The organism is Streptomyces sp. E11-3, assembly GCF_046540415.1.
Lineage (GTDB): Bacteria > Actinomycetota > Actinomycetes > Streptomycetales > Streptomycetaceae > Streptomyces.
The window spans coordinates 532,749-555,923 of sequence record NZ_JAZGRL010000001.1; the positions used below are offsets into that span (position 1 = coordinate 532,749).

The 23,175-nt window shown below is 70.0% G+C and carries 12 protein-coding genes; 7 read left to right on the forward strand and 5 right to left on the reverse strand.

Features of this window, described 5'->3' with window-relative positions:
- Nucleotides 1-26: 26 nt before the first annotated feature.
- Nucleotides 27-2,300 (reverse strand): alpha-xylosidase, encoded by a 2,274-nt coding sequence (yicI, locus tag U9R90_RS02420; RefSeq protein WP_411054683.1) that lies wholly within the window; start codon nucleotides 2,298-2,300, stop codon nucleotides 27-29.
- A complete protein-coding gene (locus tag U9R90_RS02425) occupies nucleotides 2,297-5,200 on the reverse strand; it encodes a glycoside hydrolase family 3 C-terminal domain-containing protein (protein ID WP_411054684.1) in 2,904 nt (967 codons plus the stop codon). Before U9R90_RS02425 ends, yicI begins: the two co-directional genes overlap by 4 nt.
- Nucleotides 5,201-5,491: 291 nt before the next feature.
- On the opposite strand from U9R90_RS02425, the gene U9R90_RS02430 reads away from it, so the two are divergent.
- From U9R90_RS02430 to U9R90_RS02455, 6 genes are read left to right on the forward strand one after another with little or no spacing between them, the layout of a single operon-like run.
- Nucleotides 5,492-7,174 carry an extracellular solute-binding protein gene (locus U9R90_RS02430; RefSeq protein ID WP_411054685.1) on the forward strand — a complete coding sequence of 561 codons (1,683 nt, stop codon included), beginning with the start codon at nucleotides 5,492-5,494 and terminating at the stop codon, nucleotides 7,172-7,174.
- Nucleotide 7,175: 1 nt separating this feature from the next.
- Nucleotides 7,176-8,201 (forward strand): ABC transporter permease, encoded by a 1,026-nt coding sequence (locus U9R90_RS02435; RefSeq protein WP_411054686.1) that lies wholly within the window; start codon nucleotides 7,176-7,178, stop codon nucleotides 8,199-8,201.
- The gene (locus U9R90_RS02440; RefSeq protein ID WP_411054687.1) at nucleotides 8,198-9,124 is read left to right on the forward strand and encodes a carbohydrate ABC transporter permease; all 927 of its coding nucleotides are present in this window, start codon (nucleotides 8,198-8,200) and stop codon (nucleotides 9,122-9,124) included. The genes U9R90_RS02435 and U9R90_RS02440 overlap by 4 nt, the downstream gene beginning before the upstream one ends.
- Before the next feature lie 4 nt (nucleotides 9,125-9,128).
- On the forward strand, nucleotides 9,129-11,102 hold the full coding sequence (locus U9R90_RS02445; protein ID WP_411057612.1) for a beta-galactosidase: 1,974 nt from the start codon (nucleotides 9,129-9,131) through the stop codon (nucleotides 11,100-11,102).
- The gene (locus U9R90_RS02450; RefSeq protein WP_411054688.1) at nucleotides 11,099-13,348 is read left to right on the forward strand and encodes a glycosyl hydrolase family 95 catalytic domain-containing protein; all 2,250 of its coding nucleotides are present in this window, start codon (nucleotides 11,099-11,101) and stop codon (nucleotides 13,346-13,348) included. Before U9R90_RS02445 ends, U9R90_RS02450 begins: the two co-directional genes overlap by 4 nt.
- Entirely contained in the window at nucleotides 13,323-15,260 is a 1,938-nt protein-coding gene (locus U9R90_RS02455; protein ID WP_411054689.1) for a rhamnogalacturonan lyase, read from the forward strand. Before U9R90_RS02450 ends, U9R90_RS02455 begins: the two co-directional genes overlap by 26 nt.
- Before the next feature lie 99 nt (nucleotides 15,261-15,359).
- On the opposite strand, the gene U9R90_RS02460 is transcribed toward U9R90_RS02455, so the two are convergent.
- From U9R90_RS02460 to U9R90_RS02470, 3 genes are all read right to left on the reverse strand, one after another.
- Entirely contained in the window at nucleotides 15,360-16,367 is a 1,008-nt protein-coding gene (locus U9R90_RS02460; RefSeq protein ID WP_411054690.1) for a LacI family DNA-binding transcriptional regulator, read from the reverse strand.
- A gap of 228 nt (nucleotides 16,368-16,595) precedes the next feature.
- Nucleotides 16,596-18,332, reverse strand: coding sequence for a glycoside hydrolase family 6 protein (locus U9R90_RS02465; protein WP_411054691.1), 1,737 nt, complete (start codon nucleotides 18,330-18,332; stop codon nucleotides 16,596-16,598).
- A 49-nt stretch (nucleotides 18,333-18,381) separates the two neighbouring features.
- Entirely contained in the window at nucleotides 18,382-19,896 is a 1,515-nt protein-coding gene (locus U9R90_RS02470; RefSeq protein WP_411054692.1) for a cellulase family glycosylhydrolase, read from the reverse strand.
- A gap of 255 nt (nucleotides 19,897-20,151) precedes the next feature.
- Between U9R90_RS02470 and U9R90_RS02475 the strand changes: the two genes are divergently transcribed.
- A complete protein-coding gene (locus U9R90_RS02475; protein ID WP_411054693.1) occupies nucleotides 20,152-23,109 on the forward strand; it encodes a glycoside hydrolase family 48 protein in 2,958 nt (985 codons plus the stop codon).
- Nucleotides 23,110-23,175 lie beyond the last annotated feature (66 nt).

A 23,175-nucleotide genomic window follows, 5' to 3' on the forward strand; every position in this document is an offset into this window, starting at 1 on the left:
CGGAACTCGCCCCCCGCGGGCCGGTGTCAGGGCAGCCGCACGACCACCTCGCCCGAGCCGTTGGCCGCCGCGTCCCCGCGCACCGTGCGCACCCTGAAGAGCCGTTCGCAGCCCTCGGCGGTGACCCGGACTTCCTCGTCCTCGCGCACCGCACGGAACACGGCCGCGGCCGTGCCGTCCCGGCCCGGGACGGTGACCGTCGTGTCGTGGACGTCCGCGGCGAGAAGAAGCGTGAGGCCGTCGAGCCAGTCGCCGTCCGGGCGTTGGTCGTCGGCGCCCAGCGGGAGCACCGCGCCGGGGCGTACGTACAGCGGCAGGCTGTCGAAGCCGTGGGTCTCGCGCCGCCAGCCGGGGCCGCTGACGGTCTCGCCGGTCAGCAGATGGGTCCAGGTGCCTTCGGGCAGATAGCACTCGACCTCGCCGTCGGCACTGAAGACGGGCGCCACCAGCAGGTCGGGCCCGAGCATGTACTGGCGGTCCAGGGTGCGGCAGGCCGGGTCGTCTGGGAACTCCAGGAGCATCGGGCGCAGTACGGGCACCCCGGTGCGGTGCGCCTCGGCCGCCGCCCCGTAGAGGTAGGGCATCAGCCGGTGCTTGAGCAGCGTGAACTTCCGTGCCACGGCGACCGCTTCCTCACCGAAGGCCCACGGCACCCGGTACGAGACGTTGCCGTGCAGGCGGCTGTGCGAGGAGAGCAGCCCGAAGGCGAGCCAGCGCTTGAACACCGCCGGGTCCGGGGTGCCCTCGAAGCCGCCGATGTCATGGCTCCAGAAGCCGAAGCCGCTCAGCGACAGGGACAGACCGCCGCGCAGCGACTCGGCCATGGCCTCCAGGGATGCGAAGCAGTCGCCGCCCCAGTGCACCGGGAACTGCTGCCCGCCCGCCGTGGCCGCGCGGGCGAAGACCACCGCCTCACCGCTCCCCCGCTCCTGCTCCAGCAGGTCGAAGACGACCCGGTTGTAGAGCTGCGCGTAGTAGTTGTGCATCCGTTGCGGGTCGGAGCCGTCGTGCCAGACGACATCGGTGGGGACGCGCTCGCCGAAGTCCGTCTTGAAGCAGTCGACGCCCATGGCCAGCAGGGCGCGCAGCTTGTCGGTGTACCACTGGCGCGCTCTGGGGTGGGTGAAGTCCACCAGCGCCATGCCGGGCTGCCAGAGGTCCCACTGCCAGATGTCGCCGCTGGGCCGGGTGACCAGGAAGCCCTCGGCCGCGGCCTCCGCGAACAGCGGGGACTTCTGGGCGATATAGGGATTGATCCACATGCTGACGCGCAGTCCACGCTCCTTGAGTCTGCTCAGCATGCCCTCCGGGTCGGGGAAGACCTCCGGGTCCCAGCGGAAGTCCGTCCACTGGTACTCGCGCATCCAGAAGCAGTCGAAGTGGAAGACGCTCAGCGGGATATCGCGCTCGGCCATGCCGTCGACGAAGGAGGCGACGGTCTCCTCGTCGTAGGGCGTGCAGAAGGATGTGGTCAGCCACAGCCCGAACGACCAGGCCGGGGGCAGCGCGGGGCGCCCGGTGAGCGCGGTGTACCGGCTGAGCACGTCCTTGGGCGTGGGACCCGCGACGACGTAGAACTCCAGCGCCTGGTCCTCGACGCTGAACTGCAGCTGGCCGACCGACTCGGACCCGATCTCGTACGAGACCCGCCCCGGGTGGTTGACGAAGACGCCGTAGCCGCGTGAGGAGAGGTGGAAGGGGATGTTCTTGTAGGCCTGCTCGCTGCTGGTGCCGCCGTCGGCCTGCCAGATGTCGACGCTCTGGCCGTTCTTGACGTACGGCGTGAAGCGTTCGCCGAGCCCGTAGATCTGCTCGCCGACGCCTAGCGCCAGCTGGCCGATCATGTGGTGGGCGCCGTCCGGTGTGGTGGCGAAGGCGGTGCCCTTGCGCTCGACGGCGGTCAGCCGGCGCCCGTCGGCGTCGAGGAACTCCAGGCCCCACGGCGCGGCGGAGTCCAGGCGCAGGGTCAGCGGTCCGCTGGTGAGTTCGGTGACCGTGTCCTCGCGCCGGATCTTGGCCGCGCCACCGGCGTCGATGTCGGCACCGGGCAGGCCGAAGTCGGGGCCGTGGTGCGCCTTGCCCGCGTGGTGGGTGGTGCGGACACCGATCACGCCCTCGGCCGGGGAGAAGCACTCCACGGTGATGAGCGCGGAGTTGAGGGTGTCGCCGCGGTCCCGTACGCGCTGGACGGACGCGTACGCCGTGAAGTGGCCTTCGCCGGTGTGCAGATCGCGCACTTCGGTGGCGTACGAGGCCTGCACGCCGTCGCGCATCAGCCAGAAGCCGTTGGTGAACTTCATCGCGTGGGGTTCCTTGAGGTGGGGAAGGAGAGGTGCGCCAGGCGTACGGGGCCGCGCAGCCTGACCCGTACGTCGCGCACTCCGCGGGCGGTGAAGGCGGCGGTGCGGGTGGTGTAGGTGTACGGCCCCCCGGTCGGCGGGACGGTCAGGGTCACCGTCTCGTCCACGGCGACCTCGACGGTGCCTTCGCCTGCGGCCTCCACGGTGACGGCCGTGACCCCGTCGCCGAAGTCGCAGTCCCGGAAGAGCAGTTCGCCTTCCCGCGTCTCGCCTTCCTTGGGCTCGCCTTCCTTGGTCTCGTCTTCCTTGGTGTCGCCGCCGGCCGGTGTCACCGCGTCGCCCGCCACCTTGGTGCGGTCGACGATCTCGGTGCCCGACTGCCGGTCGTAAGCGACGGCCGCCAGACCGGCCCCCCGAACCGGTCTGGCGGCCATCGGGTCGCCGTCGATCTCGACGGCGACGGTGCGCCGGATGTCCGCGCTGGAGGCTCCCACCAACAGCTCGTACGCTCCGGACGGCACGGTCCAGCGGTCGTGGGCCACGTCCCAGTAGCCGAGGTCCGCCAGCGGTATCCGGAACTCCACGCGCCGTGCGGCACCCGCGGCGAGCGGGATACGGCGGTACGCGAGGAGCTGCCGGAACGGCCGGTCCACCGGTCCGCGCGGCGCCCGGACGTAGAGCTGGGCCACCTCGTCGGCGGCGACCACACCGGTGTTGGTGACGGTGAACGCGGCCCGCAGCGCGTCGCCGTCGCGCTCGGCCGTCAGGTTCTCGTAGGCGAAGGACGCGTACGACAGGCCGTGCCCGAACGGGTAGAGCGGGACTTTGTCGCAGTAGAGGTAGGTCTGCCGGGAGCCGATGATGTCGTAGTCCAGCAGGTCGGACAGGTCCGCGTCGGACGCGTACCAGGTCTGCGGCAGCCGCCCGGCCGGGGAGACGTCACCGGCCAGGACACGGGCCAGCGCGGTGCCCGCAGCCTGCCCGCCGTGCGCGGTCCACAGCAGTGCGGGCAGGGCTGCGTGCGCGTCGGCGACCGCGTACGGGTAGGAGGAGACCAGAGCCAACGCGGTGCGCGGGTTGGCGGCGTGGGCCGCGTACCAGAGGAGCTGCTGGTGCGGCGGCAGGGCCAGCGACGTACGGTCCTCGGTCTCGCGGCCGTTGATGTGCGGGTCGTTCCCGGCGACGACGAGCACCACGTCCGCGTCGGCCGCGGCGCGCGCCACGGCCTCCTCACCGCGCTCCAGGAACTCGACCTCGAAGATGTCTCCCTCCTCGGCAACCTTTACGCCGTCGGCGGCGACTGAGACATACCGCCCTGTCCCCGTGTGCTTGAGGAGGTACGTGTCATCGCCGCCCGCTCGTCCCTCGCGTTCCAGCCTGAAGGTCTCCTGGACCACCCAGCCGCCCGGCTCGTCCGCCGACGCGCGGACGTACCCGTCGTCGGCGACCGAGAGGTACCGGCCGTCGGGGGCGCGCAGCGTACAGACGCCGTCACCCCAGTCGACCAGGGCCAGTTCGGTCGGCTCGGATCCCACGGTGAGCGGCGGCAGGTCGGTGCGGCCCACGAGCAGGGCCGGGTCGAGGGCGCCCTCGGCGCCGCGCGCCGGACCGTGGGCGTCGGCGTGGAGCACCTGGAGCCAGCCCGCCGCACACTTCAGCCGCACCCGGTCGGCGCCTTCGGCGAAGGTGACGTTCTCGGTTCCGAAGCGTGCGCGGATGCCGTCCAACGGGGTGACGCGGCGGATCAGGGTGCCGCTGTACCAGTCGGTCTTGACGGTGTCGGCGAGCAGCCCGACGACCGCGATCCGGGTGCCTTCGGCGAGCGGCAGCAGGCCGTCGTTCTTGAGCAGCACCACGGCCTGCTCGGCGGCCTCCTGGGCAAGGGCCCGGTGCTCGGGGGTGTCGAAGTCCCGCAGTGTGGTGGCCGCGTACGGGTCGAGACCGGGGTCGAACTCGCCGAGCCGGAAGCGGACGGACAGGTGGCGGCGGACGGCGGTGTCGATATCCGCCTCGCCGATCAGCCCCTGGTCCAGGGCGCCGCGTATCCGGGCGGTCATCACCGAGGCGTCGGTGCCGTGGTCGGTGAAGCTGTCCACGCCCGCCAGCAGGGCCGCGGCGGTGGCCTCCTCGTGGGTGGCGAAGTACTTCTCCGAGTCGACCAGGTTGCTGGGCGCCCCCGCGTCGGAGCACACCAGCAGGTCCGCGTCGGTCCACTGGCGCAAGTGCTCGCGCAGATACGGCGACACGTGGTTGGGGCGGCCGTTGACCAGGTTGTAGGCGGGCATCACCCCGGCGACCGCGCCCGCTTCGACGGCCCGGCGGAAGGCGCGCAGATCGTACTCGTGCAGCACACGCGGCGGTACGGACGCGGACGAGGTGTCGCGGTCGGTCTCGTTGTTGTGGGCGAGCCAGTGCTTGAGCACGGGGGCGGTCCGCCAGTAGACCGGGTGGTCGCCGCGCAGGCCGCGGGTGTAGGCGACGGCGATCGCGGAGGTGAGCCCGGGGTCCTCCGAGTAGCCCTCCTCGCCCCGGCCCCACAGCGGGTGGCGCAGCAGATTCACGGTCGGCGCCCAGACGTTGAGGCCGACGCGCGGGTCGCGGGAGCGCATCGCCCGCGCCTCGACGGAGACCGCCGCGCCGATCCGGCGCACCAGGTCGTCGTTCCAGGTCGCGCCGAGCCCCACCGCTTGGGGGAAGACGGTCGCGGGGCCCATCCAGGCGACGCCGTGCAGGGCCTCCTGTCCGGTGCGGAAGGAGCCGATGCCGAGTCGCTCGACGGCGGGCGCGAACTGGTGCAGCAGCGCGATCCGTTCGTCGAGTGCCAGCCGGGCCAGCAGATCGTCCAGGCGTCGGCCGAGCGGCAGCTCGGGGTCGCGGAACGGCGGCGGACTGTCGGTCACGTACGGGTCCCCCTGGCAGGTGAGTGGAGCGCGCCTCTGACAACTTCCTCGAAGCGCTTCGATGCTGTGCGCTCGGCGGCACGAATGTCAAGACACTGTTCCGAGAGCCCGTCGATACCCATATGAGAGCCTCCCTGTTGGCGCCCCCCCCAGGAGCTCCGGGAAATTTAGGCACGCACCTTGTGACGGTCTGAGCCTTCACTTAACCTCGCAGCAATATCGAAGCGCTTCGAAAGCTGACCAGCGGGTGTACCCGCCGTGTGTCCAGGCGCGCCACGAAGGGTTGACGCAATGACGCCGAACTCCCCCTCCCCGAGCTCCGCTCCGAGCCGGAGAAGCTTCCTCGCCTCCACGGCGGTGGCCGCGGCCGCGGTGACCGGCGGCGTACCGCTGCTCAGTGCGTGCAGCGGCTCAGGCGGGGGCTCGAAGAACGACGGCACGACCTCCGGCAAGAAGCTCAAGGACCTGCTTCCGACCTATGTCGCGTCCGAGGCCGTCACGCCGGACATCCCGAGCAAGAACGGTTCGGCGGTCGGCTTCACCACCGCGCTCCCGGCCGACCAGCTCGCCGTCTCGGTGCCGAAGAAGCTCGGCAAGGGCGGTGAGGTGAGCATCATGGCCCCGCTGTGGGGGACGTCCCCCAAGCAGGGCAACCCGTACTGGACCGCCATGGACGAGGCGACCGGCGTCAAGGTCAACTGGCGTAACCAGGACGGCAACACCTACGGCCAGAAGCTCGGCGCGGTGCTGGCCTCCAGCTCCCTGCCGGACGCGGTGGTGATACCCGGCTGGGAGCTGGCGGGCAAGATCCCCGGCGCGATCAGCAACAAGTTCGCCGACCTGGGCCCGTATCTCAGCGGTGACAAGGTCAAGGAGTACCCCAACCTCGCGGCCATCCCGACCGGCGCCTGGCAGCGGGCGGTCTTCGGCGGCAAGCTGCGCGGGCTGCCCTTCCCGGCCGAGTCCACCCCCAACATCGCGCCCTTCTACCGCGCCGACCTCTTCGACAAGGAGGGCTACCAGCCGCCGAAGACCACCCAGGAGTTCTTCGACCTCTGCAAGGAGGTCAACGCCCCGAAGAGCAAGGTCTGGGCCTGCGGCGACATGTCATGGGCGGCGTTCGCCTTCTTCGGTGTGCTGCCCGAGAGGCCGCACTACTGGAAGCTGGACGGCGACAAGCTGATCCACCGCTACGAGACCGACGAGTACCTGGAAGCCCTGGAGTGGTCCCGCTCGCTGTACTCGGCAGGTTTCGTCCACCCGGACGCCAAGGCCGAACAGGGCGACATCGGCAGCCTCTTCGCCTCCGGCAAGGTGTGGATGTACAACATGGACATCTCCGACTGGTATGGCAAGACCGCGGTCCAGCGCCTGGACAAGCCGGAGTTCAGGATGGCCGCGATGGACTACTTCGCCCACGACGGCGGTGACCCCACCCTGTTCGCAGGCGCACCCTCCAACATCTGGTGCTGTGTCAACAAGAAGGCCGACGAGAAGACCGTCCGCGAGATCCTCGCCCTCGCCAACTTCTGCGCCGCCCCCTACGGCACGAAGGAGCAGCGGCTCAAGGCGTACGGCGTGGAGGGCAAGCACCACACCCTCAAGGACGGGCTGCTCACCAAGACCGAGCTGGGCAACAACCAGGCCTTCGCGACCTACGAGTACATCGCGGCCCCGGCCCCCTTCCGCGCGCACCCCGACCACCCCGACGTGGTCAAGGGCATGATCGAGTGGCAGCAACGGCAGGGCGCGCACACCAGGGAGCCGCTGTTCCACGGGATGCAGATCCAGGAGCCGAACCGCTACACCAGCCTCAACGCCCAGTTCGAGGACCTGGAGAAGGACATCGTGCGCGGCCGCAAGAAGGTCAGCGACATGCAGCAGGCGACGTCCGACTGGAAGTCGGGCGGCGGCGACAAACTCCGGGACTGGTACAGGAAGCTGCTCGACGAGACCGGCGACGCGGCCTCCTGACATGACGCACAGCATCACCAAAGCCCGCGACTCCACCCCCCAGCAGCGGTCCGGAGGCCCGCCCCGGCGCCGCGGCAGCACAGGGAAACCCCCGCCGGGCGGCATCACCCTGCGGCACCGGCTGCGGCGCGACCGCACACTGCTGCTGATGACCGTACCCGCGCTGCTGCTCCTGCTGGTCTTCAACTACGTACCGCTGCTGGGCAATGTCGTCGCCTTCCAGGACTACGACCCCTACATCGCGGACAACGCCTTCGAGGCCATCGGCCAGAGCCCCTGGGTGGGTGCCGAGTGGTTCCAGCAGATGGTGGACGACCGGCTGTTCTGGCAGGCGCTGCGGAACACCCTCGCGATCTTCGCGATCCAGCTGACGCTGTTCTTCCCGCTGCCGATCCTGCTGGCGCTGTTCATCAACAGCTTTGTGCGGCCACGGGTACAGGCCGTCGCCCAGGCGATCCTGTATCTGCCGCACTTCTTCTCGTGGGTGCTGGTCATCACGGTCTTCCAGCAGATGTTCGGCGGCGCGGGTCTGGTGTCGCAGGTGCTGCGCGACCACGGCCACGACGGCATCGACCTGATGACCAATCCGGCGCTCTTCAAGTTCCTGATCACCTTCGAGATGATCTGGAAGGACGCCGGCTGGGGTGTGATCGTGTTCCTCGCCGCGCTGGCCTCGGTCAGTCCCGACCTGTACGAGGCGGCAGCGATGGACGGCGCGAACCGCTGGCGCCGGATGTGGCACATCACGCTTCCCGCGCTGCGCCCGGTCGTCGCCCTGCTGCTGGTGCTCCAGGTGGGCAACGCGCTCACCGTCGGCTTCGAGCAGATCCTGCTGCAACGCACGGCGGTCGGCCCGACCGCCGCCGAGGTCCTGGACACCTATGTCTGGAACGTGGGCCTGTTGAACGGCAACTTCAGCTACGCGGCCGCCGTGGGCATCGTCAAGGGCGTCTTCGGACTGCTGCTGGTCCTCGCGGCCAACAAGGTCGCCCATCTGATGGGCGAGCAGGGGGTGTACAAGCGATGAGCCTGCTGTCCTTCGGCATCAGGCCGAACAGCCGCAGCGGGCTGCGGCCCGCGTGGGAGGAACAGCCGACCAGGGCGGGGCTCGCCATCAAGGGGGTCACCCTGGTCGCGGTGTGCCTGGCGATCCTCTTCCCGCTCTGGGTGGTGGTCGTCACCAGCCTGTCGTCGGTGCAGACCATCACCGAGACCGGCGGTCTGGTGGTGGTCCCGCGCGACATCACCTTCGTCGCGTACCAGGAGCTGCTCGGCGGCGGGCAGGTCACCCGGGCGACGCTGGTGAGTGCGGGCGTGACGGTCGTCGGCACGCTGTTCAGCATGGCGGTGTCGATCCTGTGCGCGTACGGGCTGTCCCGCACGGGGTCGGTGCTGCACCGGCCGCTGCTGATGTTCCTGCTGGCCACGATGTTCTTCGGCGCCGGTCTGATCCCCACGTATCTGGTAGTGCAGGGGCTCGGTCTGACCGACACCTATCTGTCGCTGATCCTGCCCAGTGCGGTGAACGTCTTCAACATCCTGGTGTTGCGGGCGTTCTTCATGGGCACCGCGCAGGAGCTGATCGAGAGCGCCCGGATCGACGGGGCGGGTGACTTCCGCATCCTGTGGCAGATCGTGATGCCGCTGTCGAGGGCCGTCATCGCGGTGATCACCCTCTTCTACGCGGTCGGCTACTGGAGTGCCTGGTTCAACGCCTCCATCTACCTGAGCGACCCGGACATGTTGCCACTGCAGAACATCCTCAACCAGCTGGTCATCAAGCAGGAGCGGCCGACCGGCCTGGCGCAGGCGATCAACACGGGGCAGCTGTCGCCGCTGGCCATCCAGATGGCGGTCATGGTGCTCGCCCTGGTGCCGGTCTCGGTGCTGTCCCCGTTCGTCCAGAAACACTTCAAGCAAGGCATGCTCACCGGCGCGATCAAGGGGTAGTCCCATTCCGGCACTCGACGACACCACCCGCGGCCGCCTCCTGTTCGGCGGCGACTACAACCCCGAGCAGTGGCCCGAGGAGGTCTGGCTCGACGACGTACGGCTGATGAAGAAGGCCGGGGTCAACTCCGTCACGCTCGGGGTGTTCTCCTGGGCGCGGATCGAACCCCGGCCAGGCGCCCGCGAGTTCGACTGGCTGGACCGGCTGATGGACCTGATACACGGGAACGGCATCGGGGTCGTCCTCGCGACCCCGACCGCGTCCCCTCCCCCGTGGATGGGCACGCTGCACCCCGAGACACTGCCGCGCGACGAGGACGGCCGGATCGTGTGGTGGGGCTCGCGCCAGCAGTTCGCGCACTCCAGCCCCGTCTACCGGCGGTACGCGGCCGCCCTCACCGAGGACCTCGCGGCCCGCTACGGCAGCCACCCGGCCCTCACCCTGTGGCACATCAACAACGAGTACTGCACCTACGACTGGGGCGACGAGGCGGCCCGCGCCTTCCGCGGCTGGCTGCGCGCGAAGTACGGGACCCTGGAGGTGCTCAACGAGGCCTGGGGCACCGCCTTCTGGAGCCAGCGCTACGACGCCTGGGACGAGATCATCCCGCCGCGCCGGGCCCAGTACATGCGAAATCCCACCCAGGTACTGGACTTCAAGCGCTTCACGTCCGACGCGCTCCTGGAGTGCTACCTCGCCGAGCGCGACATCGTCAACCGGCACTCGCCGCACATTCCGGTCACCACCAACTTCATGCCGCTGTGGTCCGGGCAGGACGCCTGGCAGTGGGCGGAGCACGAGGACGTGGTCTCCGTCGACATCTACCCCGATCCCAGGGACCCGTGGGCCGGGCAGGACAACGCGATGATCGGCGACCTGACCCGCTCCCAGGCGCGCGGCCCATGGCTGGTGATGGAGCAGGCGGCGGGCCCGGTGAACTTCCGCGGCGTCAACCACCCCAAGCCGCGCGGCCTCAACCGGCTGCTGTCACTGCAGTCCGTGGCGCGCGGCGCCGACGGCGTCTGCTTCTTCCAGTGGCGGGCCTCCCGGCAGGGCGCCGAGAAGTTCCACTCCGGCATGCTCGGCCACGCCGGCGAGGAGGGCCGCGTCTTCGCCGAGGTCAAGGAGCTGGGCGCCGAACTCGCCCGGCTGGCACCGGCCGTGGCGGGCACCCGGGTCACGGCCGAGGTGGCGATCCTGCACGACTGGGACTCCTGGTGGGCGGACCAGCAGGAGGGGCGGGTCTCGGCGCGGCTCGACCATCCCGAGGTGGTACGCGCCTGGCATCGCGCCCTGTGGGAGGCGAACACCCCGACCGACTTCGCGCACCCCGAGCACGACCTGTCCCGCTACCGGCTGGTCCTCGTCCCGCATCTCTACCTGCTCACCGACACGGCCGTCGACAACCTCCTCGCGTACGTGGCCGGCGGCGGCACCCTCGTCTGCGGCTTCCACACCGGCGTCGCCGACCACGACGACCGGGTGCGTCCCGGTGGCATGGACGCCCGGCTGCGCGACCTGTTCGGCATCAGCGTGCTGCACGAGTGGTGGCCGCTGGAGGCCGAGGAGCGGGTGGACTGCGGGGCCTTCTACGGCACGCTGTGGTCGGAGGAGCTGACGGCCGCCGACGACGCCGAGGTCGTGGCCGCCTACCGGGGCGGTGAGCTCGACGGGCTGCCCGCCTTGTTGCGCCGTGACCGCGCCTGGTACTTCTCCACGCTCCCCGAACCGGCCGCCCTGCGTGCGCTGTTGACGCGGGTCGCCCATGAGGCAGGCGTACGGCCTCCACCCCATGGCCTCCCCCTCGGTGTCGAGGCCGTACGCCGCGGCGAGCTGCTGTTCCTCCTCAACCACGGCCGCGACGCGGCGACCGTGCCACTGCCAGGGCACTACCGCGACCTGCTCACCGGTGCCGCGATACAGGACGTGGTGTCACTCGGCCGCTACGGTGTGGCCGTACTGGAACAGGCGTCGTGATCCACGGGACGTGGGAGCCGGAGCCCGCCGCCCGCTGGGAGGACGCGTTCCTGAGCGGCAACGGCGGCCATGGCGCGATGGTGTTCGGCGATCCCCGGGACGACCAGGTGATCGTCAACCACCACACACTGGTCCGGCCCAACGGCACCGAGCAGGCGCGCCCGCCCGAGCTGGCCGCCGAGCTGCCCGGCCTCCAGGACCGGCTGCTCACCGGGGACACCACAGCCGCCGAGGACTTCACCGACGGCCGCCCGCTGCAATGGGTGCAACCCTTCCATCCCGCCTTCCGGACCCATGTGCGGCGCACATCCGCCGTCAAAGGACACGGCTACCGGCGTACGGTCCGGTTCGCGACCGGCGTGGTCAGCGCGGAGTGCGGCGGATGGCGCAGCCGGGTCTTCGTCTCGCGCGCGGACGACGTGATCGTGCAGTACGTCACCGACGCGGACCTCACCGTCGAACTCGCCCTCGACCACCGGCTGCCCGGTGCGCCAAAGGACCTGTCCGTGGGCCATGGCACGCTGCTCACCGAGCACGGTGTGCTGCTCACACTACGGGCCCACTACCCGGACAGCGACCGCGGGTACACCGGCCTCAGCCTCGCCCGGGTCCGTGGCGGCACGATCAGCCTCTCCGGCGCCCGCGCCCGGGTCGCGGGCGCCCGCGAGCTCCTGCTGCTGACCCGGGTGCGGCGACATACGGGAGAGCTGGACACCGGGCCCGATGCGGCGTCCCTGGGCGCGCTGGCGGGCGAGGACAGCGTCGCGGACGCGTACCGGCGGCTGCTCGCCCGGCACGAGGCGCTGCACCGCCCGGCCTACGAGAGGGTGGCACTCGACCTCGGCGCCGCGCCGGACGAACGCGCCCTCAGCGGCAGCGCGTTGCTCCGCAGACCCGAGAGCCCCGCGCTGCTGGAGCGGCTGCTCGCCGCGGGCCGCTACCACCTGCTGTGCGCCAGCGGGATGCTGCCGCCCCGGCTGACCGGCCTGTGGACGGGCGACTGGGACACCGCCTGGTCGGGCGCGTTCACCACCGACGCCAACCTGGGCCTGCAGACCGCCTCCGCCGCGGCCGGGGCGCTGCCTGAGGTCACCGAGGCCCAGGCGACCCTGATCCACGGCCAGTTGGCGCACTGGCGCGACAACGCCCGTGCCGTCTTCGGGGCCCGCGGGGTGGTCGCCCCCGCGCACACCGACGGCGAGAACGGCCACACCCACCACTTCCAGCGGGCCTATCCGCTGCACCTGTGGACGGCGGGCGCCGACTGGCTGCTGCAGCCGCTCGTCGACCACGACGCCATCCATGGCACCCGCGACCCGCGGCTGGCCGACGCGCTCGCCGAAGTCGCCGACTTCTACGAGGACTTCCTCAGCCGCACCGGCCCCGACGGGCGCCTGGCCATCGTCCCCTCGTACTCGCCGGAGAACCGCCCGGAGGGCGGGAGCTGGGTGACCGTCAACGCCACCATGGACATCGCGGCGGCCCGGCACGCCCTGCTGACCGCGGCCGCGTACCACCCGGACCGTGCCGCCCGGCTGCGCGCCCTGGCCGACCGGCTGCCCGACTACCTGGTCAACGAGGACGGCGCGCTGGCCGAGTGGGCCTGGCCGGGCCTCGGCGACGCGTACGACCACCGCCACCTCAGCCACCTCTACCCGGTCTGGCCTCTGGACGAGATCAACCCGTACGACACTCCGGACCTGGCGAAGGCCGCGCACCGCGCGCTGCTGCTGCGTGGCGCCGAGAACGACTCCGCGCACGGCCATCTGCACCACGCGCTGATCGCCGCCCGGCTGCGCGACCCGGAGCGGGCGTCGGCGGCGCTGCGGCACGTCCTGACCGGAGACTACTTCCACACCTCGCTGATGAGCGCGCACTACCCACGGCGGGACGTCTACAACGCGGACGCCGCGCACGCCCTGCCCGCGCTGCTGATCGAGGCGCTCATCCAGTCATCGCCGGACCGTCTGGTGCTGCTCCCGGCCCTCCCGGAGGGCTACCCGGCCGGCGAGCTGCGCGGCGTGCGCACCCGCTTCGGGGCCACCGTCGACCTCGCCTGGGCGGCGGATGAGTGCACCGCCGTCATCCACCCCACCCGTACCTCTCGTATCGACCTCATCACGCCGGCCGACTCTTGGCACATCGACTTGGTCAACGGGCAACCTTTGCCGGTGCGGTGGCGACCAGGGGGTGTACCCGTACCCGACATGCGAGGTCCCGATGCAAGGACGCACCCGCACCGCTAGTCGGCACCGCCGTCCCGGAAAACTCACCGGAGGCGTACTCGCCACCCTGATGGTCGCCACGGGCAGCATGCTCGCGGTCGACCAGCTCGCCGGAGCCGCCGACGAGACGCCGTTGCCCACCGCCGCCAACAGCCCCGCGAAGGCCCTCGCGGCGGCCCGCGTCGCCGAGCAGCTCGACCGCGGCCTGGTCGCCGTGCCCGCCGACGGCGGGGTGCTGGTGACCTGGCGGATGTTCGGCGACGACCCCGCGAACCTCTCGTTCCGGCTCTACCGGGGCGGCACCCTGATCGAGGAGACCCAGAAGACCAACTTCCTGGACAGCGGCGGCAGTACAGGCGCCACCTACGAGATCCGCGCGGTCGTGAACGGCGCCGAGCAGCCGGGCGAGAAGGCCACGGCCTGGAACGCGGGCCGCCGCGACATCCCGCTGGACAAGCCGTCCGGCGGCACCACCCGCGACGGCGTCGCCTACACCTACTCGGCCAACGACGCCTCCGCCGCCGACCTGGACGGCGACGGCGCCTACGAGCTGGTCCTGAAGTGGGTACCCTCCAACGCCACCGATGTGGCCAACTCCGGTACCTGCACCGGCCCGACCGTCTACGACGCGTACAAGCTGGACGGCACCCGGATGTGGCGCGTCAACCTCGGCACCAACGTCCGCAGCGGCTCCCACTACGACTCCTTCCAGGTGTACGACTACGACGGCGACGGCAAGGCCGAGATGGCGGTGCGCGCATCGGACGGCTCCAAGGACTCCGCGGGCACCGTCATCGGCGACCCGGACGCCTCGCATCTGGCCGACAACTGCGCGGTGCTGAGTGGCGCCGAGTATCTGTCGGTCTTCAACGGCCAGACCGGCAGGGTGATGGACTCCGTACCCTTCGAGCCCGCCCGCGGCAACGTCGCCGACTGGGGCGACACCTGGGGCAACCGCGAGGGTCGGCTGCTCTCCGGCACCGCGTACCTGGACGGTTCGCACCCCAGCATGGTCTTCACGCGCGGCATCTACGAGCGCACCGCCCTGGCCGCGTACGACTGGAACGGCAGCGACCTCACCCGCCGCTGGAAGTTCGACACCAACTCGTCCACCAACTACGGCAAGGGCTACGACCAGCAGGGCAACCACCAGCTCTCGGTCGCCGACGTGGACGGTGACGGCAAGGACGAGATCCTCTACGGCGCGATGGCCGTGGACGACGACGGCAGCGGCCTGTGGACCACCAAGCTGGGCCACGGCGACGCGATGCACGTAGGCGACCTGGACCCGTCCCGGCCGGGCCTGGAATCGTTCAACGTGCACGAGCACACGGACGCGGCGTACGGCTACGAGATGCACGACGCGCGCACCGGCGAGATCCTGTGGGGTCAGCGGACCGGCAGCGACGTCGGCCGCGGTATCTGCGCCGACCTGACACGGCAGTACGCGGGCGCCGAGTGCTGGTCCAGCGCCGGCGGGTTCTACGCGGCCGACGGCACCAAGATCAGCGACAGTGTGCCGACGTTCGCGGGCGGCGACTCGTTCAACTCCGCCATCTGGTGGGACGGCGACGCACACCGGGAGCTCCTGGACCACCGCTGGTCGGGCTCGGCGGGCGTGGGCTACGCGCAGATCCTGAAGTACAACGGCTCCACGGACCTGGACCGCATCTGGTACGACCAGGACGCCAAGTCCAACAACTGGACCAAGGGCAACCCGGTGCTGTCCGGCGACATCCTCGGCGACTGGCGCGAGGAGATGATCTGGCGCAACGCCGACTCCACGGCGCTACGGCTCTACAGCACCCCGCATCCGACCGAGTTCCGGCTGCCGACCCTGATGCACGACCCGGTCTACCGGCTCGGCATCGCCTGGCAGAACACGGGCTACAACCAGCCGCCGCACACCAGTTACTACCTCGGTACGAGGTAGTCGCTCGGGCGCCGACCTGGGTGCGCGGGACAGGCTCTCGGGTCGGTGTCGGGCTTCTCAGCTCAGGCGTCGGGCTTCTCAGCTCAGGCGCCGAGCCTCTCAGGTCGGCGCCGGGCCCGAGCTGGCGCGCTGGACCAGTTCCGGCGCCAGCAGGACCACCTCGTCCTTGCCCTGACCGTCGAGCTTGGCGATGACCCGTTCCACGGCCTGGCGCCCCATCTCCTGCGCGGGGATGGCGACCGAGGTCAGCCGCACGGACGACTGGAGCGCCACCTGGTCCGGGCAGACGGCGACCACCGACACGTCCTCGGGTACGGCGCGGCCCTGCTGGCGCAGCAGGCCGAGCAGTGGTTCCACGGCCGACTCGTTCTGGACGACGAACCCTGTGGTGCCGGGCCGCTCATCGAAGATCCGGGCGAGAGTGGCCGACACCGCCTGGTACCCGCCCTCGCAGGGCCGGTGCAGCATCCTGAGCCCGAGCTCGCGGCTGGTGCCCCGCAGCCCGTCCAGGGTCCGCTCGGCGAACCCGGTGTGCCGCTCGTAGACGGCGGGGGCCTCACCGATCACGGCGATATCGCGGTGTCCAAGCCCGGCCAGATGCTCGGCGCACAGCGCGCCCGTCGCCGCGAAGTCCAGGTCCACGCAGGTCAGTCCGGCCGTCTCGGCGGGCAGTCCGATGAGCACGGCGGGCTGGTCGCTCTCGCGCAGCAGCGGCAGCCGCTCGTCCTCCAGCTCGACATCCATCAGGATCATGGCGTCGGCGAGTCCGCTGCGGGTGACCCGGCGGACGGCCGCGGTGCCCTCCTCGCCGGTGAGCAGCAGGACGTCGTAGCCGTGCTCGCGGGCCGTGGTCGCGACCGCGACGGCGATCTCCATCATCACCGGCAGATACATGTCGGTGCGCAGGGGCATCATCAGCGCGAGGATGTTGGACTTGCTGCTGGCCAGGGCGCGGGCGCCCGCGTTGGGGTGGTAGCCGAGCTCCTGGATACTGCGCTCGACGCGCTCACGGGTTCCCAGCGAGATCGACCGCTTGCCGCTGAGGACATAGCTCACCGTGCTGGCCGAGACTCCGGCGTGCTGGGCGACCTCGGCGAGGGTGACCATTCAGCTCTCCCAAACAGGGCGACCAGGGTGGCGAACCGCTTCGACGGACGCCACACCCGTCGCCATTCTCGTATCAGGCTCAGGTAACTCTCCGAGCCTATGCGCACGCACCTGTGGTGTCCATAGGCCGAGTCGAAGCGCTTCGATTCCTGCTCACTCCCTGAGCGTCACCGCTGGCCTGGTGCGGCACCCTTCCGCCGAAGACTGCCGCACCAGGGGTACCAGGCGCTACAGCGCCGGGTGAGCGTTTCTCAGCAGCTCCTGGAACTGGGCGGAGAACCAGTGGCCCGAGACCGGGGCGTCAGGCAGCGCGCCGGACATGCTGTTGCCGTTACGCGGGTTCCCCTCGTACGTCGGGTCGCACATCCGGTCGAAGCCCTTGCCTTCGTCGTTCGGAATCTCCTCGCTGGAGCCGTCGGACTCGCCCGGAGGCTTCATCCACACATACGCGTCGATCCCGGACTCAGGGGCCGTCTGGGGGCGTTCGCCGAGACCCGCGCCCGACTGGTTGCACCAGTTGCCGACGTGGATACGGCGGTCGTAGCGGCCGCCGTCGACGTAGGTGTCCACGTCGGTCATCGCGCCGGGTCCTGTGGGCCGTTCCGGTCCGCCCCAGCCGTTGCGGGAGGTGTCGATCAGCATCCCGATGCCGGAGTCGAAGCCGGTGGACACCAACCGCTGGCGGAAGCTCTGCGCGAAGGACAGCTCGTCCACGGACCTGTTCCAGTCGACCCAGGCCGACTCGCGGACGGACTTACCGCCCACCGTGTCCGTGATGGAGAAGTTCTCCTCTTTCAGCGCACTGAAGTTGGCGGTGTTGGTGATGAAGCCGTGGACGTCGGCGGGGGTGGCCCCCTCGGCGTTCGCGGCCTCGTAGAAGACGTCGGCGGACGCGGCGAGGTTGTCGTCCCAGCCGATCCAGCCGTGGTGGCCCGCGTCCACGTAGTTGTAGACGTTGTCGATCGCGCCGAGCTTGCCGAGCGCGTACCCGACGCCCTTGACGTAGTTGCCGTTGGCGAGCATCACGTCGCACTCGGGTGTCGCGGTCGGCCGGGAGCCGGTGTTGGTGACCAGGTTGGGCAGCGAGTCGATCTCGACCGTGGTGACGATCCGCAGGCCCGCGTACTTCTCGTCGCCGAGGATCTCCGCGATCGGGTCGATGTACTCGTTCTTGTAGCGGTCGATCTCCTCCGGGCCCAGCTCGCCGTTGGAGGCGAGCGCCGAGCAGTCGCGACCCGGCAGGTTGTATATGACCACCTGGACGACCATTTCGTCGTCGCCCTGCTGCTCGAGCGCGGTGTCCAGGTGCGCCCGCAGGCCGCGGGCGTCGGCGGTGCCCTCGATGGCGGCGATGCGGTCCATCCACACGCCGGTCGGCTGGTCGGCGATCGCCGTGCCGCCTGGCTCGGCGGCGGCCTTCTCGGACCAGTCCGGGTTCACGTAGACCTTGGCGCCCGCGTACGGGTTGTCGACCTTGTCGCCTGGGGGGTCGGTCGGGTCGGGGTCAGGGTCGGGGTCGCCGCCTCCGTCGTCGTTGCAGGCGACGCCGTTCAGCGTGAAGGTCTCCGGTACGGCGTTGCTGCCGCTGTAGCTGGCGTTGAAGCCGAAGGAGGCCGAGTCTCCGGTACCGAGGGTGCCGTTGTACCCGACGTCCGACGCGGTGACATCGGCGCCGGACTGGGACACCTCGGCGTTCCAGCCCTGACTGATCTGCTGGCTACCGCCGAAGGACCACTTCAGATCCCAACTGCTGACCGCGTCACCGGTGTTGGTGACCGTGACGGCGGTGGTGAAACCGGAGCCCCAGTCGTTCTGCACCGCGTAGTCGACGCTGCAGCCGGGGGCAGCCGCCTGGACATCGGCCTCGGCGGCCATGGCGGTCCCGGCCGCTGTGGCGATGAGGGCGCAGGCCGCGAGTAACGCGGTGCGTGCTCGGGGGGATCTCTTGGGGACAGTGCGGCTCATGCTGATCTCCTTATTCTTGGAGGGTCCGTCGTTCTTGGAGCGGTCCGTGTCAGGACCCGTCAAGGGCGCGCAGATGGTCGCGCAGCCCCGTGCCGTACGCGGTGGGTGTGCCGTCGTAGTCGCTGATCAGCGCGGGTCCCGCGGAGCAGTCCCAGGTGTTCCAGGTCCAGCCGAGGTAGGACAGGCCCCGGTCGTCGAACCAGCGCATGACGCGGTCGACGAAGGAGTGCGCGCAGGTGTTCTCGCCGATCTCACCGGCCACCAGCGGCACTTGGGCGGCGACCGGAGCGAGGGTCTTCTCCCAGCAGCTCTCGTCGGCACAGGTGTTGAAGTTGTAGACGTGCCAGGCGGCGGCCAGATTGCCCGCCGGGTCATCGGGCGCGTACGACAGCCACTGGCTGAGGTCGTTGGAATAGGCGAGTCCGCTGACCAGGAGCAGGTTCTCGGCGCCGGTGTCCCGTACCGCGTCGACGAGGCTCTGCATACCGGCGGCCTCGTACTCGATGCCGGGGCAGTCGCCGCCGTCGCGCCAGCAGGTCCAGGCCTGCTCGGCGGTGTTGGTGGCGCGGTCCGGGTAGGGCTCGTTGAACAGGTCGAAGACAACGGCCGGGTCGTCCTTGAAGGTGCTGGCGACCGAGGTCCAGAAGGCCGGGGTGTACTCGGCGTTGGGCATCGGCTTCTGGCAGCTAGCGTGGACGTCCGAGCAGCCCGCGGAGTTGCCGGTGTACTGACCCCAGGACCAGTGGAGTTCGACGACCGGTGTCATCCCGTGGTCCTCGACGCGGCGCACCAGGTCCTTGATGGCGGTGGTGTAGTTGGCGCCCGCGTAGCGCGGGTCGATGTTGTCCAGGCCCAGCCAGCACTCCTCGTTGAGCGGGATACGGACGGTGTTGACGTTCCAGTCCGCGATGGCCTGGATCGCCGCGTCGTCGACGGGGCCGTCGAAGATGCCGTAGCCCTGGACGCACGCGAACTCGCCGCCCGAGCGGTTCACTCCGAGCAGCCGGCGGGTGGCGCCTTCGGCGTCGACGAGCTTGTTTCCGGAGACCTTCAGGGCGGGTGGCCCGTCCTCAGGGTCCGGTGGGTCGGTCGGGTCGGGTGGATCGGTCGGATCCGGTGGATCGCTCGGGTCGGGTTCGGCCTCCTCGTTGCAGGCCGTGCCGTTCAGGGTGAAGGCGGTGGGCGCGGCGTTCGTGCCCGACCATGAGGCGAGGAACCCAGCGGTGGTGCTGTCGCCGGTGCCGAGTGCGCCGTTCCAGTCGTTGTTCGTCGCCGTGACGGTGTCGCCCGACTGGGACCACTGGGCGTTCCAGCCCTGGGTCACCTGCTGGTCGCCGGGAAACGCGAAGACGAGGCTCCAGTCGTTCACCGCAGGGCCGTTGTTGGTGAGGGTGACGGAGCCCTGGAAGCCGCCGTCCCACTCACCCACGGTCTCGTACGTGACCGTGCAGACAGGAGCGGCAGCCGCGGCGGGTACGAGTGCCGTGCCCGACACGGCGAGGGCCACTCCGACGAGCGGCGCCAGTAAGGGAGTCAAGCGGGAGAAAGGCGGGGGGTGTCGCATGAGCGACTCCTTGCCGATCGGACGTACCGCGCACGGCACGTCGACTGACGGAATCGCTCCCACTGGTGGATGAGGACGCTAAAGCATCAAGTGCCGTCAAGCAACAGAGGAATTGCTTTTCTTCCCCGTCGAATTTATTCGACTCTTCACGTATCTTGACCCCCTTTTCTCTCTTCACCATTCTGGGAGCGCTCCCACTGGTTCAAGGCTTGTGCACACCCCCATCCCCTCCGAGCCGCGAGGAGGCTCAAGCCCATGTCGCCAGGAAGCACTCGAAGAACAGGAAGCGCACGAAGCGCGGGAAGAACACGCCGCAGGAGACGTACGCACCGGCTATGGACGGCGCTGGCCGCCGCGTTCTCCCTCCCGCTGGGCATGGCCGTCGTCGGCGGCACTCCGGCGCAGGCCGCGGCCGCCCAGTGCGGCGTCGACTACACGACCAACGACTGGGGCTCCGGCTTCACCGCCGAGCTCACCATTACCAACCGGGGCTCCGACGCGATCGACGGCTGGACCCTGGACTACACCTACTCGGGCGACCAGCAGCTGACCAGCGGCTGGAACGGCACCTGGTCCCAGACCGGGAAGTCGGTCAGCGTCGGGAACGCCGCGTGGAACGCAGAGATCGCCCCGGGCAGCTCCGTCTCCACGGCCGGGCAGTTCACCTACAGCGGCACCAACGCCGCGCCCACCGACTTCACCGTCAACGGCACGCCCTGCAACGGCGCCCATCCACCCCCGGTCACCGTGCTGACCAGCCCCGAGGCGGGTGCCGTCTTCACCGAGGGCAGCGCCGTGCCGATGGCAGCGACGGCGGCGGCCGCGGACGGCGCGAGCATCAGCAAGGTCGAGTTCTACGACGACACGACACTGCTCGGCACCGACGCCACAGCGCCGTACACGCTCGACGTGGACGGCCTGGAGAGCGGCGGGCACTCGCTCTACGCGCGGGCCTACGACAGCGTCGGCGCGTCCGGCGAGTCCACACCGGTCGGCATCACGGTCGCCGACGGCCCGACCATCGTCGCCTCGCCCGCACAACTGGGCGTCGTACAGGGCGAGTCGGGCACCTTCGACGTACAGCTGTCGACCGAGCCGTCGTCGGACGTCACCGTGAGCGTGGAGCGCACCGCGGGGAACTCGGGTCTGTCGGTGACCGACGGCGCGAGCCTCACCTTCACCCCGTCGAACTGGAGCACCGCCCAGCGGGTGACGATCACCGCCGACGCGTCGGGCACCGGCTCCGCGACCTTCACGGCCTCGGCCCCGGGACACACCAAGGCCGAGGTCACCGTCACCCAGCTCGCCGGGTCCAAGGAGTACGACGCCCGGTTCCTCGACCTGTACGGGAAGATCACCGACCCGGCGAACGGCTACTTCTCACCGGAGGGCATCCCGTACCACTCGGTCGAAACCCTCATCGTCGAGGCCCCCGACCACGGCCACCAGACGACGTCCGAGGCGTACAGCTATCTGATCTGGCTGCAGGCCATGTACGGCAAGATCACCGGTGACTGGGACAGGTTCAACGGCGCCTGGGACACCATGGAGACGTACATGATCCCCACGGCCGCCGACCAGCCGACGAACTCCTTCTACAACGCGTCGGATCCCGCGACCTACGCCCCGGAGCTGGACGAGCCCTCGCAGTACCCGGCCCCGCTCGACCCGGGTGCCGCGGCGGGCTCCGACCCGATCGCCGCCGAACTGAAGAGCACGTACGGCACGGACGACATCTACGGCATGCACTGGCTGCAGGACGTGGACAACGTCTACGGCTACGGCAACGCGCCCGGTGAGTGCCAGGCAGGTCCCGCCACGCCAGGACCGTCGTACATCAACACCTTCCAGCGCGGCGCACAGGAGTCCGTCTGGGAGACCATCCCCCAGCCGACCTGCGACAACTTTACCTACGGCGGCGACAACGGCTATCTCGACCTGTTCACCCAGGACGCCACGTACGCCAAGCAGTGGAAGTTCACCAACGCCCCGGACGCCGACGCCCGTGCCGTACAGGCCGCGTACTGGGCCGACATGTGGGCGAAGGAGCAGGGCAACGAGGGCGAGATCGCGGCGACGGTCGGCAAGGCCGCGAAGATGGGCGACAATCTGCGCTACGCCATGTTCGACAAGTACTTCAAGAAGATCGGCGACTGCGTGGGACCGACCGCCTGCCCGGCGGGCAGCGGCAAGGACAGCTCGCACTATCTGCTGTCGTGGTACTACGCCTGGGGCGGCGCCCTGGACAGCTCGGCAGGCTGGGCCTGGCGTATCGGCTCCAGCCACGCCCACGGCGGCTACCAGAACCCGATGGCGGCCTACGCCCTGAGCTCGTACGACGCGCTCAAGCCCGAGTCGGCGACGGGACGGGACGACTGGGCCAAGAGCCTGGACCGGCAGATCGAGTTCTACCAGTGGCTGCAGTCCGACGAGGGCGGCATCGCAGGCGGCGCGACCAACAGCTGGCAGGGCCGTTACGCCCAGCCGCCGGCAGGCACGCCGACCTTCTACGGCATGTACTACGACGAGAAGCCCGTGTACCACGACCCGCCGTCCAACCAGTGGTTCGGCTTCCAGGCGTGGTCCATGGAGCGGGTCGCCGAGTACTACCACGAGACGGGCGACGCGGACGCGAAGGGCGTCCTCGACAAGTGGGTCGACTGGGCCCTGTCCGAGACGACCGTCAACCCGGACGGCACGTACCGCATCCCCGCGACGCTGGAGTGGTCGGGCGCCCCGGACACCTGGGACCCGTCAACTCCCGGCGACAACGGGGGACTTCACGTCACCGTCACCGACTACACCAACGACGTGGGCGTGGCCGCCGCATACGCCAAGACCCTGACCTACTACGCCGCCAAGTCCGGTGACGCGGAGGCGAAGTCGACGGCCGAGGCGCTGCTCGACGGCATGTGGGAGCACCACCAGGACCCGCTGGGCATCGCGGTCCCGGAGACCCGCACCGACTACGAACGCTTCGACGACCCTGTCTACGTACCGAGCGGCTGGACCGGCGCGATGCCGAACGGCGACCCGATCGACGCCGACTCGACGTTCTCCTCGATCCGTTCGTTCTACGAGGACGACCCGGCCTGGCCGAAGATCGAGAGCTATCTCGACGGCGGCGCGGCACCCGTCTTCACCTACCACCGGTTCTGGGCGCAGGCCGATATCGCCCTCGCCCTGGGCGCGTACGGGGAGCTGCTCGAGTAGCCCCGCCGCGCCCCCTGTTCCGGCCGGGCGGACCCCTCCCCGGGCCCGCCCGGCCTTCCCCCGCGT